Annotated in this window: 11 protein-coding genes; all 11 read right to left on the bottom strand. The window is 65.2% G+C overall.

The features are described 5' to 3' along the window. Positions 1 to 113: 113 nt before the first annotated feature. Positions 114 to 2,183, bottom strand: coding sequence for an elongation factor G (gene fusA / locus DKM19_RS03590; RefSeq protein WP_110694478.1), 2,070 nt, complete (start codon positions 2,181 to 2,183; stop codon positions 114 to 116). A gap of 66 nt (positions 2,184 to 2,249) precedes the next feature. Continuing rightward, complete coding sequence (rpsG, locus tag DKM19_RS03585; protein WP_012887827.1) at positions 2,250 to 2,720, bottom strand: 30S ribosomal protein S7; 471 nt, start codon at positions 2,718 to 2,720, stop codon at positions 2,250 to 2,252. 2 nt (positions 2,721 to 2,722) lie between these two features. After that, positions 2,723 to 3,094 carry a 30S ribosomal protein S12 gene (gene rpsL / locus DKM19_RS03580; RefSeq protein WP_012887826.1) on the bottom strand — a complete coding sequence of 124 codons (372 nt, stop codon included), beginning with the start codon at positions 3,092 to 3,094 and terminating at the stop codon, positions 2,723 to 2,725. Between the two features lie 665 nt (positions 3,095 to 3,759). Beyond that, positions 3,760 to 7,650 (bottom strand): DNA-directed RNA polymerase subunit beta', encoded by a 3,891-nt coding sequence (locus DKM19_RS03575; protein ID WP_110694477.1) that lies wholly within the window; start codon positions 7,648 to 7,650, stop codon positions 3,760 to 3,762. 26 nt (positions 7,651 to 7,676) lie between these two features. Next, positions 7,677 to 11,144, bottom strand: coding sequence for a DNA-directed RNA polymerase subunit beta (rpoB, locus tag DKM19_RS03570; RefSeq protein ID WP_239514065.1), 3,468 nt, complete (start codon positions 11,142 to 11,144; stop codon positions 7,677 to 7,679). 444 nt (positions 11,145 to 11,588) lie between these two features. After that, the gene (locus DKM19_RS03565) at positions 11,589 to 12,074 is read right to left on the bottom strand and encodes a hypothetical protein (RefSeq protein ID WP_239514064.1); all 486 of its coding nucleotides are present in this window, start codon (positions 12,072 to 12,074) and stop codon (positions 11,589 to 11,591) included. A 26-nt stretch (positions 12,075 to 12,100) separates the two neighbouring features. After that, the gene (locus DKM19_RS03560) at positions 12,101 to 12,610 is read right to left on the bottom strand and encodes a hypothetical protein (RefSeq protein ID WP_110694474.1); all 510 of its coding nucleotides are present in this window, start codon (positions 12,608 to 12,610) and stop codon (positions 12,101 to 12,103) included. Positions 12,611 to 12,896: 286 nt separating this feature from the next. Next, entirely contained in the window at positions 12,897 to 13,283 is a 387-nt protein-coding gene (gene rplL / locus DKM19_RS03555) for a 50S ribosomal protein L7/L12 (protein WP_089210190.1), read from the bottom strand. 81 nt (positions 13,284 to 13,364) lie between these two features. Further along, positions 13,365 to 13,889, bottom strand: a complete 525-nt coding sequence (gene rplJ, locus DKM19_RS03550; RefSeq protein WP_089210191.1) for a 50S ribosomal protein L10 — start codon at positions 13,887 to 13,889, stop codon at positions 13,365 to 13,367. 331 nt (positions 13,890 to 14,220) lie between these two features. Then, the gene (locus tag DKM19_RS03545) at positions 14,221 to 15,051 is read right to left on the bottom strand and encodes a DUF1396 domain-containing protein (protein ID WP_110694473.1); all 831 of its coding nucleotides are present in this window, start codon (positions 15,049 to 15,051) and stop codon (positions 14,221 to 14,223) included. Positions 15,052 to 15,202: 151 nt separating this feature from the next. Then, a complete protein-coding gene (gene rplA / locus DKM19_RS03540; protein WP_110694472.1) occupies positions 15,203 to 15,916 on the bottom strand; it encodes a 50S ribosomal protein L1 in 714 nt (237 codons plus the stop codon). Positions 15,917 to 15,923: the final 7 nt, after the last annotated feature.

Here is a 15,923-nt window from a genome sequence, read left to right as displayed (position 1 = left end):
GCGGCGATCTCTCGCCGTCCACACCGAAACGGGTGCCGGACTTACTCGCCCCGCACCCCTCCGGTGGTGGGGCGGCGATATCCTCGCCACCCTCACCGAAACGGATGCTGGACTTACTCGCCCCGCACCTTCGCGACGATCTCCTTGGCGACGTGCACAGGCACTTCCGCGTAGGAGTCGAATTGCATGCTGTAGCTCGCGCGTCCCTGCGTCTTGCTACGGAGGTCGCCCACGTAGCCGAACATCTCAGAGAGCGGCACGAGCGCCGTGATGATGCGAGCACCGGAGCGCTCGTCCATCGACTGGATCTGCCCGCGGCGACTGTTGAGGTCTCCGATGACATCACCCATGTAGTCCTCGGGCGTGGTGACCTCGACGGCCATCATCGGCTCCAGGATTACAGCGTCCGCCCTGCGCGCGGCCTCCTTGAAGGCCATCGAGCCGGCGATCTTGAAGGCCATTTCGGACGAGTCCACCTCGTGGTAGGCACCGTCCTGCAGGGTGACCTTGACCCCGACCATGGGGTAGCCGGCGAGCACGCCGAACTGGGCGGCCTCCTGGGCACCCGCGTCGACCGAGGGGATGTACTCCCTCGGGATGCGGCCACCGGAGACCTTGTTGGAGAACTCGTAGCCGTCGTTGCCCTCGCCCAGCGGCTCAAGGTCGATGATGACCTTGGCGAACTGGCCGGAACCACCGGTCTGCTTCTTGTGGACGTAGTCGATCTTCTCCACCTTGCGGCGGATGGTCTCGCGGTAGGCCACCTGCGGACGGCCGATGTTGGCCTCGACGTGGAACTCGCGGCGCATCCGGTCGACGAGGATCTCCAGGTGGAGCTCACCCATTCCCCAGATGACCGTCTGCCCGGTCTCGTCGTCACGACGGACCTGGAAGGACGGGTCCTCCTCGGCCAGACGCTGGATCGCGGTGCCCAGCTTCTCCTGGTCACTCTTGGTCTTGGGCTCGATGGCGACGCTGATGACCGGCGCCGGGAAGTTCATCGACTCCAGGACCACGGGGTGAGCCGGGTCGGCCAGGGTGTCACCGGTGGTGGTGTCCTTCAGACCCATGACGGCGACGATCTGACCAGCGACGGCCGACGGGCGCTCTTCGCGCTTGTTGGCGTGCATCTGGTAGATCTTGCCGATCCGCTCCTTCTTGCCCTTCACCGAGTTCACGACTGCGGTGCCGGTCTCGAGCGTGCCCGAGTAGATGCGGATGTAGGTGAGACGGCCCAGGTGCGGGTCGCTCATGATCTTGAAGGCAAGTGCGGAGAAAGGCTCGGTCACGTCCGCGTGGCGCTCGATGACCTCGTCTTCCTTACCGACCGCGTGGCCCTTGAAGGGCTTGAGGTCGATGGGAGCCGGAAGGTAGGCGACGATCGCGTCGAGCAGGGGCTGAACGCCCTTGTTCTTGAACGCGGTGCCGGTCAGGACCGGGTTGATGGCGCTGGACAGCGTCGCGCGACGGATCGCCGCGACAAGCTGCTCCTCGGTGGGCTCGATGCCCTCCAGGAAGAGGCCCATGAGCTCGTCGTCGTTCTCCGAGACGGTCTCAACGAGCTTGTCGCGCCACTCGCGAGCGGTCTCGGCGTGGTCGGCCGGGATGTCGACGATGTCGTACATCTCGCCCTTGGCCGCCTCGGCGCTCCAGAGCAGGCCCTTCATCTTCACCAGGTCGATGACACCCTTGAAGTCAGCCTCGACGCCCCAGGGAAGCTGGATGACCGCGGGGGTCGCGTGCAGGCGGCTGATCATCATGTCTACGCAGCGGTGGAACTCCGCGCCGACACGGTCCATCTTGTTGACGAAGCAGATGCGGGGGACTTCGTAGCGGTCGGCCTGACGCCACACCGTCTCCGACTGGGGCTCGACACCGGCGACGGCGTCGAATACGGCAACGGCACCGTCGAGGACGCGGAGCGAGCGCTCCACCTCGATCGTGAAGTCCACGTGGCCCGGCGTGTCGATGATGTTGATCGTGTGGCCGAGCCATTCGCAGGTGGTAGCGGCGGAGGTGATGGTAATACCACGCTCCTGCTCCTGCTCCATCCAGTCCATCGTGGCTGCGCCATCGTGGACTTCACCGATCTTGTAGTTGATACCGGTGTAGAACAGGATGCGCTCGGTCGTCGTGGTCTTGCCCGCGTCGATGTGGGCCATGATCCCGATGTTACGGACCATAGCCAGGTCAAGAGCGGTCGTGGTGGCCACTTCTCTCGCGTCCTCGTCGTCTCGTCGAACCCGCTGTTACCAGCGGTAGTGGGCGAAGGCCTTGTTGGACTCGGCCATCTTGTGGGTGTCCTCGCGCTTCTTGACGCTGGCGCCGAGGCCGTTGCTGGCATCGAGCAGTTCGTTCATGAGGCGCTCGGTCATGGTCTTCTCGCGGCGGGCGCGGGAGTACTGCACCAGCCAGCGCAGGGCCAGGGTGGTGCTGCGCGCCGCGCGCACCTCGACCGGGACCTGGTAGGTCGCGCCACCGACACGGCGGCTGCGGACCTCAAGAGTGGGCTTGACGTTGTCCAGCGCGCGCTTCAAGGTGACGACCGGGTCGTTGCCGGTCTTCTCCTTGGCACCCTCAAGGGCGCCGTACACGATGGACTGGGCGATGGAGCGCTTGCCGTCCAGGAGCACCTTGTTGATCAGGGCGGTGACCAGCGGCGAGTTGTGGACCGGGTCAGCCATGAGCTGACGACGGCCAGGAGAACCCTTGCGAGGCATTCTTACTTCTCCTTCTTCGCGCCGTAACGGCTACGGGCCTGCTTGCGGTTGCGGACACCCTGGGTGTCCAGCGAACCACGGATGATCTTGTAGCGAACACCCGGCAGGTCCTTCACACGACCGCCGCGGACGAGCACGATGGAGTGCTCCTGGAGGTTGTGGCCGACACCGGGGATGTAGGCCGTGACCTCGATGCCGTTGGTGAGCCGGACACGCGCGACCTTGCGGAGGGCGGAGTTCGGCTTCTTCGGGGTCGTGGTGTAAACGCGCATGCAGGTGCCGCGTCGCTGGGGGCTGGCCTTGAGCGCCGGGGTCTTGGTCTTAGTGACCTTGTCCTGGCGGCCCTTGCGGACCAGCTGCTGAATCGTGGGCACCGCGTCTCCGTTCGTGCTTGCCGGTTATTCGAATATCGTGCATTTTGCAGGCACTGCCGGTGTCATGACCTGCGGGTTTTCCGTCCACTCCGACCCACGCGGTCGGGCGTGTCGCGCAATTACCGCGCCACACCCCAGCTAGGCCAGTCCAGTGGAGGAGGCCATACGGCGCCTCTGCCGACTCCCCGCGGGAAACCTGTCGACGCGCACGCATGAGAGCCCATGAAGCCACGGGCACGAAGGGCAAGACTACCTAGTCCAACGCAACACGTCAAAACGGTTACGTCTGCCGCGCGCCGTTATCGGCGCCCGTATTCGTGCCGTGACTCCCGCGATCGGTTTCCGGCCGACCGCTGTTGGGTCCGTGCTGAGTTTACCCGCCGCAGAGGACTTCTCCAGCCGTTCGCCTCATTAACGCACGGCTTTCGCCGCAACATTCCGGTCAAGGAAAGGACACGGTGCCTCCGAACTCGACGGACGAGGATCCGGGAAGGGGCGCCGGCGGGTGAAGGCGCCCGGGAAGAGACCCGGCGCGCGGACATCTCCGCGGAGGGATCCGAGCCGGTGAAGGACCCGGGCGGTGGTGGCGAAGGTACTCAAAAACCCCTGACAAGACAACAGCGCCCGGTCCCCCGAAGGGAGAACCGGGCGCTGCCTATGACCACTTAGCGGTTGTACTGACCGAAGTCGTACTCCTCCAGCGGCACGGCCTCACCAGAGCCCGAACCGAAGGTGTAGTCCGCCGCGGAGCCGTCGTAGCCGCCGACCGTGTACATCGCGGCCTTGGCCTCCTCGGTGGGCTCGACCCGGATGTTGCGGTACTGGGGCATGCCCGTACCGGCCGGGATGAGCTTTCCGATGATGACGTTCTCCTTGAGACCGAGCAGCGAGTCCGACTTGGCGTGGATCGCCGCGTCGGTGAGCACTCGGGTCGTCTCCTGGAAGGACGCCGCCGACAGCCAGGACTCGGTTGCGAGCGAGGCCTTGGTGATGCCCATCAGCACGGGACGACCGGAGGCCGGCGTACCGCCCTCGGCCACGCACTCGCGGTTGATCCGCTCGAAGCGGGGCCGCTCGACGAGCTCACCGGGCAGCATGTCGGCATCGCCGGACTCAAGCACGTTCACGCGCTTGAGCATCTGCCGGACGATGATCTCGATGTGCTTGTCGTGGATCGACACACCCTGCGAGCGGTAGACCTGCTGGACCTCCGCCACCAGGTGCAGCTGCACGGCCCGGGGGCCGAGGATGCGCAGCACCTCGTTGGGGTTGACCGCACCGGCGATCAGCTGGTGACCGACGCCGACACGCTGACCGTCGGAGACCATCATGCGCGACCGCATGGAGACCGGGTAAGCGATCTCCTCGGCATCGGGGTCGTCCGGGACGACCACGATCTTCCGGGTCTTGTCGGTCTCGTCGATGCGGACCCGGCCCTCGGCCTCGCTGATCGGGGCGACGCCCTTGGGGACGCGCGCCTCGAAGAGCTCCTGGACACGGGGCAGACCATGCGTGATGTCCGCGCCCGCCACACCACCGGTGTGGAAGGTACGCATCGTCAGCTGGGTACCGGGCTCACCGATCGACTGGGCGGCGATGATGCCGACCGCCTCGCCGACGTCCACGAGCTTGCCGGTCGCGAGCGACCGGCCGTAGCAGGTGGCGCAGACACCGATCTTGGCCTCGCAGACGAGAGCGCTGCGGGTCCTGACGGTCTCCACTCCGGCCTCGACCAGCGCGGTGACGTGGATGTCGTTGATGTCGACACCCGCGGTCACGATGACCTTGCCGTCGACCTCCACATCCTCGGCGAGGATGCGGCCGTGCACGTTGCTCTCGGCGTTCTCGGCCTTGACCAGGTTGCCCTGGGCGTCACGCTCTCCGACGTGCAGCGGGACACCGCGGTCGGTGCCACAGTCGATCTCGCGGACGATGACGTCCTGCGCGACGTCCACCAGACGACGGGTCAGGTAACCCGAGTCGGCGGTCCGCAGCGCGGTGTCCGCGAGGCCCTTCCGCTGTCCGTGGGTGGAGATGAAGTACTCCAGCACCGACAGGCCCTCGCGGAACGAGGCCTTGATCGGACGCGGGATCGTCTCACCCTTGGTGTTGGACACCAGACCGCGGATACCGGAGATCTGGCGGACCTGCATCAGGTTTCCTCGGGCGCCCGACTGGACCATCATCCAGACCGGGTTGGTCTTCGGGAACGCCTTCTGCATGTCGTCGGTCACGTCACTGGTCGCGTGCGTCCAGATCTCGATGAGCTCCTGACGGCGCTCTTCGTCCGTGATCAGACCACGCTCGTACTCCCGCTGGACCTTGTCGGCCCTGCGCTCGTACGTCTCCATGATCTCGGCCTTGTTCGGCGGCGCGATGACGTCCTCGATGGAGATCGTCACACCGGCCCTGGTCGCCCAGTAGAAGCCGGCGTCCTTGAGCGCGTCGAGCGCGGTCGCGACCTCGACCTTGGGGTATTTCTCCGCAAGCTCGTTGACGATGACCGACAGTTGCTTCTTGCCGATCTGCGCGTTCACGTACGGGTAGTTCGCCGGCAGCGTCTGGTTGAACAGGCAGCGGCCGAGCGTGGTCTCCAGGCGGTAGGTGTCGCCCGGCTCCCAGCCCTCCGGAGCCGTCCACTCGCGGGGCGGCGGGACGTCGCCCCTCAACCGGATCTGGATCTTGGACTGGATGTCCAGCTCGCGGCGGTCGAAGGCCATGAGCGCCTCGGACACCGAGCCGAAGGCCCGGCCCTCGCCGACTCCGCCCTGGGTGTCGTCCTTCAGCGTGGTCAGGGAGTACAGACCGATGATCATGTCCTGGGTGGGCATGGTCACCGGCTTGCCGTCCGCCGGCTTCAGGATGTTGTTGGTGGACAGCATCAGGATGCGGGCTTCGGCCTGAGCCTCGGCCGACAGCGGCAGGTGCACCGCCATCTGGTCGCCGTCGAAGTCCGCGTTGAACGCGGTGCAGACGAGCGGGTGGATCTGGATGGCCTTGCCCTCGACCAGTTGGGGCTCGAAGGCCTGGATGCCCAGACGGTGCAGCGTCGGCGCGCGGTTGAGCAGCACGGGGTGCTCGGTGATGACCTCTTCGAGGACATCCCACACGACCGGGCGTGCACGCTCGACCATCCGCTTGGCCGACTTGATGTTCTGCGCGTGGTTCAGGTCGACCAGGCGCTTCATCACGAAGGGCTTGAAGAGCTCCAGCGCCATCTGCTTGGGCAGACCGCACTGGTGCAGCTTCAGCTGCGGGCCGACGACGATGACCGAACGGCCGGAGTAGTCGACTCGCTTGCCCAGGAGGTTCTGGCGGAACCGGCCCTGCTTGCCCTTCAGCATGTCGCTGAGGGACTTCAGGGGACGGTTGCCGGGGCCCGTGACCGGACGGCCACGACGGCCGTTGTCGAACAGTGCGTCGACGGCCTCCTGGAGCATCCGCTTCTCGTTGTTCACGATGATCTCGGGGGCGCCGAGGTCAAGGAGACGCTTGAGGCGGTTGTTCCGGTTGATCACGCGACGGTACAGGTCGTTCAGGTCCGAGGTCGCGAACCGGCCACCGTCGAGCTGCACCATCGGGCGCAGGTCCGGCGGGATGACCGGGATGCAGTCAAGGACCATGCCGTTGGGCGAGTTGCGCGTGTTCAGGAACGCGGACACGACCTTGAGACGCTTGAGCGCGCGGGCCTTCTTCTGGCCCTTGCCGCTGCGGATCGTCTCGCGCAGGTTCTCGGCCTCGAGAGCGAGGTCGAAGTTGGTCAGACGCTCCTGAATGGCCTGGGCGCCCATGCCACCGCGGAAGTAGCGGCCGAAACGGTCGCGCATCTCGCGGTAGAGCAGCTCGTCGCCCTCAAGGTCCTGGACCTTGAGGTTCTTGAAGCGGCTCCAGACCTCGTCCAGCCGGTCCAGCTCGCGCTGGGCCCGGTCACGGAGCTGCCGCATCTCGCGCTCGGCACCCTCACGGACCTTGCGGCGCTGGTCGCCCTTGGCCCCGGCGGCCTCCAGCTCGGCCAGATCGGCCTCGAGCTTCCTCTGCCGGGCCTCGATGTCGGCGTCACGACGCTGCTCGACGTGCTGCCGCTCGACGGAGATCTTCGCCTCGAGCGAGGGCAGGTCACGCTCACGCATTTCCTTGTCGACATGCGTGATCATGTAGGCCGCGAAGTAGATGACCTTCTCAAGGTCCTTCGGGGCCAGGTCGAGCAGGTATCCCAGACGGGACGGGACACCCTTGAAGTACCAGATGTGCGTGACGGGCGCGGCCAACTCGATGTGGCCCATCCGCTCACGACGCACCTTGGCGCGAGTGACCTCGACGCCGCAGCGCTCACAGATGATGCCCTTGAAGCGGACGCGCTTGTACTTACCGCAGTAGCACTCCCAGTCCCGGGTCGGGCCGAAGATCTTCTCGCAGAAGAGTCCGTCCTTCTCGGGCTTGAGGGTCCGGTAGTTAATCGTCTCGGGCTTCTTGACCTCGCCGTGCGACCACTGGCGGATATCGTCGGCGGTCGCGAGGCCGATCCGAAGCTCGTCGAAGAAGTTGACGTCGAGCACTTGTAATCCCCTCCTCAGCTTCTGGATCAGACCTCTTCGACACTGCTCGGCTCACGCCGGGACAGGTCGATGCCGAGCTCTTCCGCAGCGCGGAAGACGTCCTCGTCGGTGTCTCTCATCTCGATGGACATGCCGTCGCTGGAGAGCACCTCAACGTTCAGGCACAGCGACTGCATTTCCTTGATGAGGACCTTGAACGACTCGGGAATGCCCGGTTCGGGGATGTTCTCGCCCTTGACGATGGCCTCGTAGACCTTCACCCGGCCGAGAACGTCGTCGGACTTGATCGTGAGCAGTTCCTGGAGTGCGTAGGCGGCGCCGTACGCCTCGAGCGCCCACACCTCCATCTCGCCGAAACGCTGTCCACCGAACTGGGCCTTACCACCGAGCGGCTGCTGGGTGATCATGGAGTACGGGCCGGTCGAACGAGCGTGGATCTTGTCGTCGACCAGGTGGAGCAGCTTCAGGATGTAGATGTAACCGACCGAGACCGGGTGCGGGAACGGCTCGCCGGAACGGCCGTCGAAGAGCTGGGCCTTTCCGTTCGCGCCGACCATGCGCCCGCCGTCCCTGTTGACCAGGGTGCTGTCGAGCAGGCCGATAATCTCTTCCTCGTTGGCACCGTCGAACACCGGGGTGGCCATGTTGGTCCGCGGTGCGACCTGGGCGAAGCCCTTGTCGCGTAGCCGCTCGGCCCATGCCTCCTGGATGCCCGAGATATCCCATCCTCTGGCGGCGATCCACCCGAGGTGGGTCTCCAGGACCTGACCGACGTTCATTCGGCCGGGCACGCCCAGGGGGTTGAGGATGATGTCGACCGCCGTGCCGTCCTCAAGGAACGGCATGTCCTCGACCGGAAGGATCTTGGAGATGACACCCTTGTTGCCGTGACGGCCGGCCAGCTTGTCACCGTCGGTGATCTTGCGCTTCTGGGCCACGTAGACGCGGACCAGCTCGTTGACGCCGGGGGGGAGCTCGTCGCCCTCCTCGCGGCTGAACACGCGGACGCCGATGACCTTGCCCTGCTCGCCGTGCGGCACCTTCAGTGAGGTGTCACGGACCTCACGGGCCTTCTCACCGAAGATCGCGCGGAGCAGGCGCTCCTCGGGGGTCAGCTCGGTCTCGCCCTTGGGCGTGACCTTGCCGACGAGGATGTCACCGGTGGTGACCTCGGCGCCGATGCGGATGATGCCGCGCTCGTCGAGGTCTGCCAGGACCTCCTCGGAGACGTTCGGGATGTCCCGGGTGATCTCCTCCGGGCCCAGCTTGGTGTCACGGGCGTCGACCTCGTGCTCCTCGATGTGAATCGAGGAGAGGACGTCGTCCTGGACCAGACGCTGGGAGAGGATGATCGCGTCTTCGTAGTTGTGGCCCTCCCATGGCATGAACGCCACGAGCAGGTTCTTGCCGAGCGCCATCTCACCGGTTTCGGTGCAGGGGCCGTCGGCGACGACCTGGTTCACCTCGACCCGATCGCCTTCCTTGACGATCGGCTTCTGGTTGAAGCAGGTGCCCTGGTTGGAGCGCTTGAACTTGGCGACACGGTAGGTCGTGCGGGTGCCGTCGTCGTTCATCACGGTGATGTAGTCGGCGGAGACCTCCTCGACCACACCGTCCTTCTCCGCGGTGATGACGTCGCCGGCGTCGGTCGCGGCACGGTATTCCATGCCGGTGCCGACCAGCGGCGCCTCGCTCTTGAGCAGCGGCACCGACTGGCGCTGCATGTTGGAACCCATGAGCGCGCGGTTGGCGTCGTCGTGCTCGAGGAACGGGATCATCGCGGTCGCCACGGACACCATCTGGCGTGCCGAGACGTCCATGTAGTCGACCTCGTTGCCCCGCAGCGACTCGAACTCCCCGCCCTTACGGCGGACGAGCACGCGCGGCTCCAGGAACGTTCCGTCAGGGCCGATCGGCGTGTTCGCCTGGGCGATGACGTGCCGGTCCTCCTCGTCCGCGGTCAGGTAGTCGACCTGCTCGGTGACCCGGCCGTCGACGACCTTCCTGTACGGCGTCTCGACGAATCCGAAGGAGTTCACGCGGCCGAAGGAGGCCAGCGAACCGATCAGACCGATGTTCGGGCCTTCAGGCGTCTCGATCGGGCACATGCGGCCGTAGTGAGACGGGTGAACGTCACGGACCTCGAAGCCGGCCCGCTCACGGGACAGACCACCGGGGCCCAGCGCGGACAGACGACGCTTGTGCGTCAGACCGGCCAGGGGGTTGGTCTGGTCCATGAACTGCGACAGCTGGGAGGTTCCGAAGAACTCCTTGATCGACGCCACGACCGGACGGATGTTGATCAGGGTCTGCGGCGTGATCGCCTCGACGTCCTGAGTGGTCATCCGCTCGCGGACGACGCGCTCCATACGAGCCAGGCCCAGACGGACCTGGTTCTGGATGAGCTCGCCGACCGTGCGAAGGCGACGGTTGCCGAAGTGGTCGATGTCGTCGGTCTCGACGACCATCTCCCGGTTCGCGCCGGGCATCGAGACCTCGCCGGCGTGGAGCCGGACGATGTATTCGATGGTGGCGACGATGTCCTCTTCGGTCAGCGTGCCCTGCGTGATCTCGCTGTCGACTCCGAGCTTCTTGTTGATCTTGTAGCGGCCGACCTTCGCGAGGTCGTAACGCTTGTGGTTGAAGTACAGGTTCTCCAACAGCGTCTGTGCCGACTCCTTGGTCGGCGGCTCGCCAGGACGCAGCTTGCGGTAGATGTCCAGCAGAGCATCGTCCTGGCCGGCCGTGTGGTCCTTCTCCAGGGTTGCGCGCATGGACTCGTACTGTCCGAAACGCTCAAGAATCTGCTCGCTGGTCCACCCGAGCGCCTTCAGCAGGACCGTTACGGCCTGCTTGCGCTTGCGGTCGATGCGGACGCCGACGCTGTCGCGCTTGTCGATTTCGAACTCGAGCCAGGCGCCCCGGGAGGGGATCACCTTGCATCCGTAGAGGTCCTTGTCGGAGGTCTTGTCGACACTACGGTCGAAGTAGACGCCCGGGGACCGGACCAACTGGGAGACCACGACACGCTCGGTGCCGTTGATGATGAACGTTCCCTTGCCGGTCATGAGCGGGAAGTCGCCCATGAACACGGTCTGGCTCTTGATCTCACCAGTGGTGTTATTGATGAACTCCGCCGTGACGAACATCGGGGCGGAGTAGGTCATGTCCTTGTCTTTGCACTCATCTACTGAGTACTTTGGCGGCTCGAACCGGTGATCGCGGAACGACAGGGACATGGTTCCGGAGAAGTCCTCAATGGGACTGATCTCTTCAAAGATCTCTTCGAGACCCGACTGGGCCGGAACGTCCTTGCGCCCGGCCTGGCGAGCCGCCTCGACCCGCCCCTTCCACTTCTCGTTGCCAAGCAACCAGTCGAAGGACTCGGTCTGGAGAGCGAGAAGGTCAGGAACTTCGAGCGGCTCCTGAATTCGTGCGAAAGACACACGACGGGGACCGGCGGGTACGGCGAAGGCGTTGCGCGAGGCTGCCAACAGGATGTCCTTCCGAGGGCTCGCGGCGGACTGACTACACGCACGCCAGACGACCATGCATCAGAGCACCAAAAGAAGCGGGTCGTCAAAGGGCAGCGCAAAGGGGCAGTGTAGCCGAACGGCACACACCTGTCCACTTCAGTCTCGCTGCAAGCTCCACGTTGGTCGCAGCATCGCCCGTCATCGCCGAAACGTCAAGCCCGCGAGCCGACATTTCGGCCAAGCAATAGCCGAGATGCTGGGAGTTTTCCCACCGGATGACCTGCGCACACCACCGCGTCCAAGACGGTACCCCGACCTGGTGCGGCTGACGCTCAGTCACACGGCGGATCGAACGCTAGCCGATGTTCGACTGACGATCGACGCTGCCGTGGCTGATGTACCCCCCGCAGCACACATCTCAAACCGAAGCTTTACTAACAATTGGGTAACCCGCCACGCCGACTAGGGTCTCGGAGGGCTTCCGAGCAGCGTGGACAGCTCCGCGACCAGCCAGCGAGAATCCTTTTTGACCATGACGAAAAGGGCCCGATTCTGACTGACCTGCCGCCGGGGTTCCTTCTCTCCGGGGAGGGTCCTCACGGTGCTCATGCTCATGAACAACAACACCTCGACCCGGTCGGAACCTATCGACTCCACCCCCGCCCCGGACACCGTCGCCTGCTGCACGGTCCGTTCTTTTCTGGCCTGGGGCACCAGAGTTGTGGCAAGCTGCTTGTAGTGCCATGTGAGACCACCGGCGGTATAACCGCCTGCTCTTGCGAAATCCTGTTCGATTGTACGATAGTCGTAGGACAGCATGGCGGAGGCGACCGAGCGGGCAGCGGCGAGCGCCTCCGCTCCTGCCGTCTCCTCCGTCCGCAGCCGGTTCAGATCGGTGAACATGATCCAGATAACGGCCGTGAGCGCCAGCGCCACGACCGTCAGCATCCCGATCACCAACAGGGAGACACGCCTCACAGGACCACCTCCGCCTTTGACACGAGCCATACCCCTCCGATCTTGGTGACCTCCATGTTCCATCGGTAGAACCGCTCCTGTGGAGCGTTCTTATCGCCGTCCTTCCGGATCACCGTGTCCCCCACCACCATCACCTGAGCCGTGGTCCCCTTGAGCGAGACCAGCCCGGTGGCACGGAGCGCGCCCGCCTGGACGATCCGGCCCTTGACCGTGGCCTCCTTGAGCGCCTCAGCGGTCCTGACGTACTCCGTCCTGGCCGGGCCGGTGGAAGTATCCAGGATGCGTTTGATGTCCGCGTCGACGCTCTGGTGGCTGACGGAGAGCAGATAGACCGCGTGGGCCCCCGCCACCCGCATCGCCGCCTGCCTGTCATCGGCCGCGGCCTGGGCGGCGCCCAGGTCCCTGCCGACCCAGAATGCCACGGCCAGCAGCACCGCGATCAGCACGCCCAGCACCGGCCCTGCGATCCCCAGCGGGCGACGGGGCCGGGCGGCATGTACTGCCATGCGTTCTCTCCCATCGCACGGTCTCCGGAACGCCGGCCGGTGAGCACGGAGCCTTCGTCCCAACCGACGAGCCCCCCGGTCGCCGGATCATAACCCGCCGCGCACATCCGTACGGAAGGCTTTGGCTACCCGTTTTGCGCCTCGTCGCACCCGTACCGCTCCTCCCGTGCCGGGCCGGAAGGTCTGCCGGCACGGAACAGAAGCGGGAAAACAGAAAAAGGGCGGACCACCGGCACCTGGTGGACCCGCCCTTTTCTGGTGAAGCGAATTACGTGGTGAAACTGAATTACTTGACGGTGACGCCGGCGCCGGCGGCCTCGAGAGCGGCCTTGGCCTTCTCCGCCTGCTCCTTGTTGACCTTGCCATCGAAGACGGACTTGGGAGCGCCGTCCACGAGGTCCTTGGCCTCCTTGAGGCCCAGGCTCGTGAGGGCGCGGATCTCCTTGATGACCTGGATCTTCTTCTCGCCGGCAGACTCGAGGATGACCTCGAACTCGTCCTGCTCCTCGACCTCTTCGGCAGCGGCGCCGGGGGCGGCAGCGGCGGCAACGGCGACCGGGGCGGCAGCCTTGACGTCGAAGGTGTCCTCGAAGAGCTTCACGAAGTCGGACAGCTCAAGGAGAGTCATTTCCTTGAAAGCGTCGAGCAGCTCGTCGGTGCTGAGCTTCGCCATGGTGGTTCCTCCGTATGAATCTAACTACTAAGAAATGGGACCGCGGTATGCGTTAAATCCCCTGTGACCGCTTGCGCGGACCTACTCGCCGGCGCCTTCGCGCTTGGCGCGCAGGGCCTCGGCCAGCTGAGCCATGTTGGTGGGCAGCGCGTTGAAGACAGCGGCCGCGTGGCCCTGCTTCGCCTTCATGGCGCCGGCCAGCTTCGCGAGGAGAACCTCGCGCGACTCGAGGTCGGCAAGCTTGCTGATCTCGGCCGGGTTCATCGACTTGCCGTCGACGACGCCGCCCTTGATGACCAGGAGGGGGTTGGCCTTGGCGAATTCACGCAGACTCTTGGCAGCTTCGACCACGTCGCCGTTGACGAACGCGATCGCCGACGGACCCGCGAGCAGGTCGTTGAGCTGGCTGAACCCGGCCTCAGTGGCCGCGATCTTGGTCAGCGTGTTCTTCACCACGGCGAACTTCGCATTCTCACCGAGAGAAACGCGCAGCTGCTTGAGCTGGGCGACGGTGAGACCGCGGTATTCGGTCAGAACGGCAGCGTTGGAGCCGTTGAAGCTGCTCGTGAGCTCGGCTACTGCCGTTGCCTTTTCTGCCTTCGCCATGGGCCTCCTTCCAGATGTGCCGCCGGCGTGAAGGCCCCTAAAAGCAAACGAGCCCCGGCGCAGGCGCGCGGGGCTCACATAAGGAGGATTAGTCCAGATGAAAACTCACATCACAACCTGCGCAGGCCGTCCACTGAAGTGGATCCTTGGGTCATCAGGCCATGAGGCCCGATGACGACCGGCGGTCTTCGGCGTTGACAGCTTACGTCCTGACGGGACTTGTGCCAAATCAAACCTGGAACCCGTACCGAATCGAAGAAAAAGCTCGACCAGATCAAGAAAAAGGCTCGCGCCCCCGGCCGGGGGGCCGGGGGCGCGAGCCGCGCGTGCGTCAGTTTCCGATGTGGTTCTTCGGCAGGTCGCCCACCTGGTCGGCGGGCGGGGCCGCGATCTCCACGGGCTCGTTGAAGCCCTTGAAGAACGCCGTCAGGTTGAACGTGTTCCCCTGCTCGGAGCCGCTCAGCGTGACCTTGCGCGGCAGGTTCTGCGCGTCGGACCAGAAGTCGAACTTCACGTTCTTGACCCGCGAGAGATCCTGCTGGAGCTGCTCGCTCCTGGCCGGGTCGATCACCTGGGCGGCTTCGGCCACCGGGAAGGTGCCGCTGTAGTGCGTGGTGTCCACTCCGCCGACCGTCTCGGTGCCGACCGCCTTGACGTCCTTCGACACGGTCAGCAGCTTGACGGTGCTCGCGAGGTCGAACTGCTGGACCTGGTCCATGAAACCCTTGATCCCGGCCTGTCCCTTGGCGTCGACGTCGGCGAGCGACACCTTGATCCAGGGCTTGGTCGCGCCCGCGAACTTGTTGAGGAGTTCCGACTTCACGTACACCGTGTCATCCGACAGGATGGCCCGCGCCCCGCCGGGCACGTTCTGGCCACCGTAGGTGATCGTGTCCAGTCTGATGTCGGTCGCGAGCTGAGGCTTGCTCTGGTAGAGCAGGCTGCCCTGGATCTTGCTCGCGCCCTTGTCACCACCGGTGGCCTCCAGGACCACGTCGCCGGAGTAGGAGGTGACCGCTTCGGCCTTCTGCACACTCTGCTGCACCGCCTCGGCGGCGGCGAGCTTGACGTTTCCGAGGGAGCTGGTGCTCTGCGCACCGCATCCCGCGACCGCGATCAACGCGGCCCCTCCCAATGCAAGTGCGGGAGCCAATCGACGCATTCGTCTTCACCCTTTCGTGTCCCCCGATGAACTTGTCTACGACACTACGTGGCAGCAAACTCGGGCGCGTCCTCCGAAAGAACGAAGAAACGAAAAAAGACCTCAACCGAATGGCCATTCGGTTGAGGTCTTTCGCGAAAAGCGCCTGAGATCAGGCGTCGAGCTCTGCGGTCAGACCGCGCGTCGCGTTGGGGTCGACCGGAATGCCGGGGCCCATGGACGTGGCGAACACGACCTTCTTGACGTAGCGGCCCTTGGCCGCGGACGGCTTCAGACGCAGCACCTCGTCGAGGGCGGCGGCGTAGTTCTCGATGAGCTGACGCTCACCGAACGACACCTTGCCGATGATGAAGTGCAGGTTCGCGTGCCGGTCGGCACGGAACTCGATCTTGCCGCCCTTGATCTCGGTGACGGCCTTGCCGACGGCCGGGGTGACGGTGCCGGTCTTGGGGTTCGGCATCAGACCACGCGGGCCGAGCACGCGGCCGAGGCGGCCGACCTTGCCCATGAGGTCCGGGGTGGCGACGACGGCGTCGAAGTCGAGGCGGCCCTTGGCCACCTCCTCGATCAGCTCGTCGGCGCCGACGATGTCGGCACCCGCGGCGCGGGCTTCCTCTGCACGGTCGCCGGTCGCGAAGACCAGGACCCGGGCGGTCTTACCGGTGCCGTGCGGGAGGATGACGGTGCCACGCACCATCTGGTCCGCCTTGCGGGGGTCGATGCCCAGTCGCAGGGCGACCTCGACGGTGGCGTCGAACTTGGCGACGTTGGAGTCCTTGGCCAGCTTGGCGGCTTCGGCCGGGCTGTACAGGTTCTCGAGGTCGATCTGGGCCGCTGCGTTGCGGTATCCCTTGCTGCGCTTCACTTGCTCA

The organism is Streptosporangium sp. 'caverna' (assembly GCF_003203775.1).
In the GTDB taxonomy this organism is placed as follows: Bacteria; Actinomycetota; Actinomycetes; order Streptosporangiales; family Streptosporangiaceae; genus Streptosporangium; species Streptosporangium subroseum.
Note: the sequence above shows the minus strand (reverse complement) of the source record. Positions and strands in the feature narration are given on the sequence as shown.

Excerpts from the sequence above, each read along its gene's own strand:
- fusA (WP_110694478.1), bottom strand. The coding sequence starts at position 2,183 with ATGGTCCGTAACATCGGGATCATGGCCCACATCGACGCGGGCAAGACC.
- rpsG (WP_012887827.1), bottom strand. The coding sequence starts at position 2,720 with ATGCCTCGCAAGGGTTCTCCTGGCCGTCGTCAGCTCATGGCTGACCCG.
- DKM19_RS03565 (WP_239514064.1), bottom strand. The coding sequence starts at position 12,074 with ATGCTGACGGTCGTGGCGCTGGCGCTCACGGCCGTTATCTGGATCATG.
- DKM19_RS03560 (WP_110694474.1), bottom strand. The coding sequence starts at position 12,610 with ATGGCAGTACATGCCGCCCGGCCCCGTCGCCCGCTGGGGATCGCAGGG.
- rplL (WP_089210190.1), bottom strand. The coding sequence starts at position 13,283 with ATGGCGAAGCTCAGCACCGACGAGCTGCTCGACGCTTTCAAGGAAATG.
- rplJ (WP_089210191.1), bottom strand. The coding sequence starts at position 13,889 with ATGGCGAAGGCAGAAAAGGCAACGGCAGTAGCCGAGCTCACGAGCAGC.
- DKM19_RS03545 (WP_110694473.1), bottom strand. The coding sequence starts at position 15,051 with ATGCGTCGATTGGCTCCCGCACTTGCATTGGGAGGGGCCGCGTTGATC.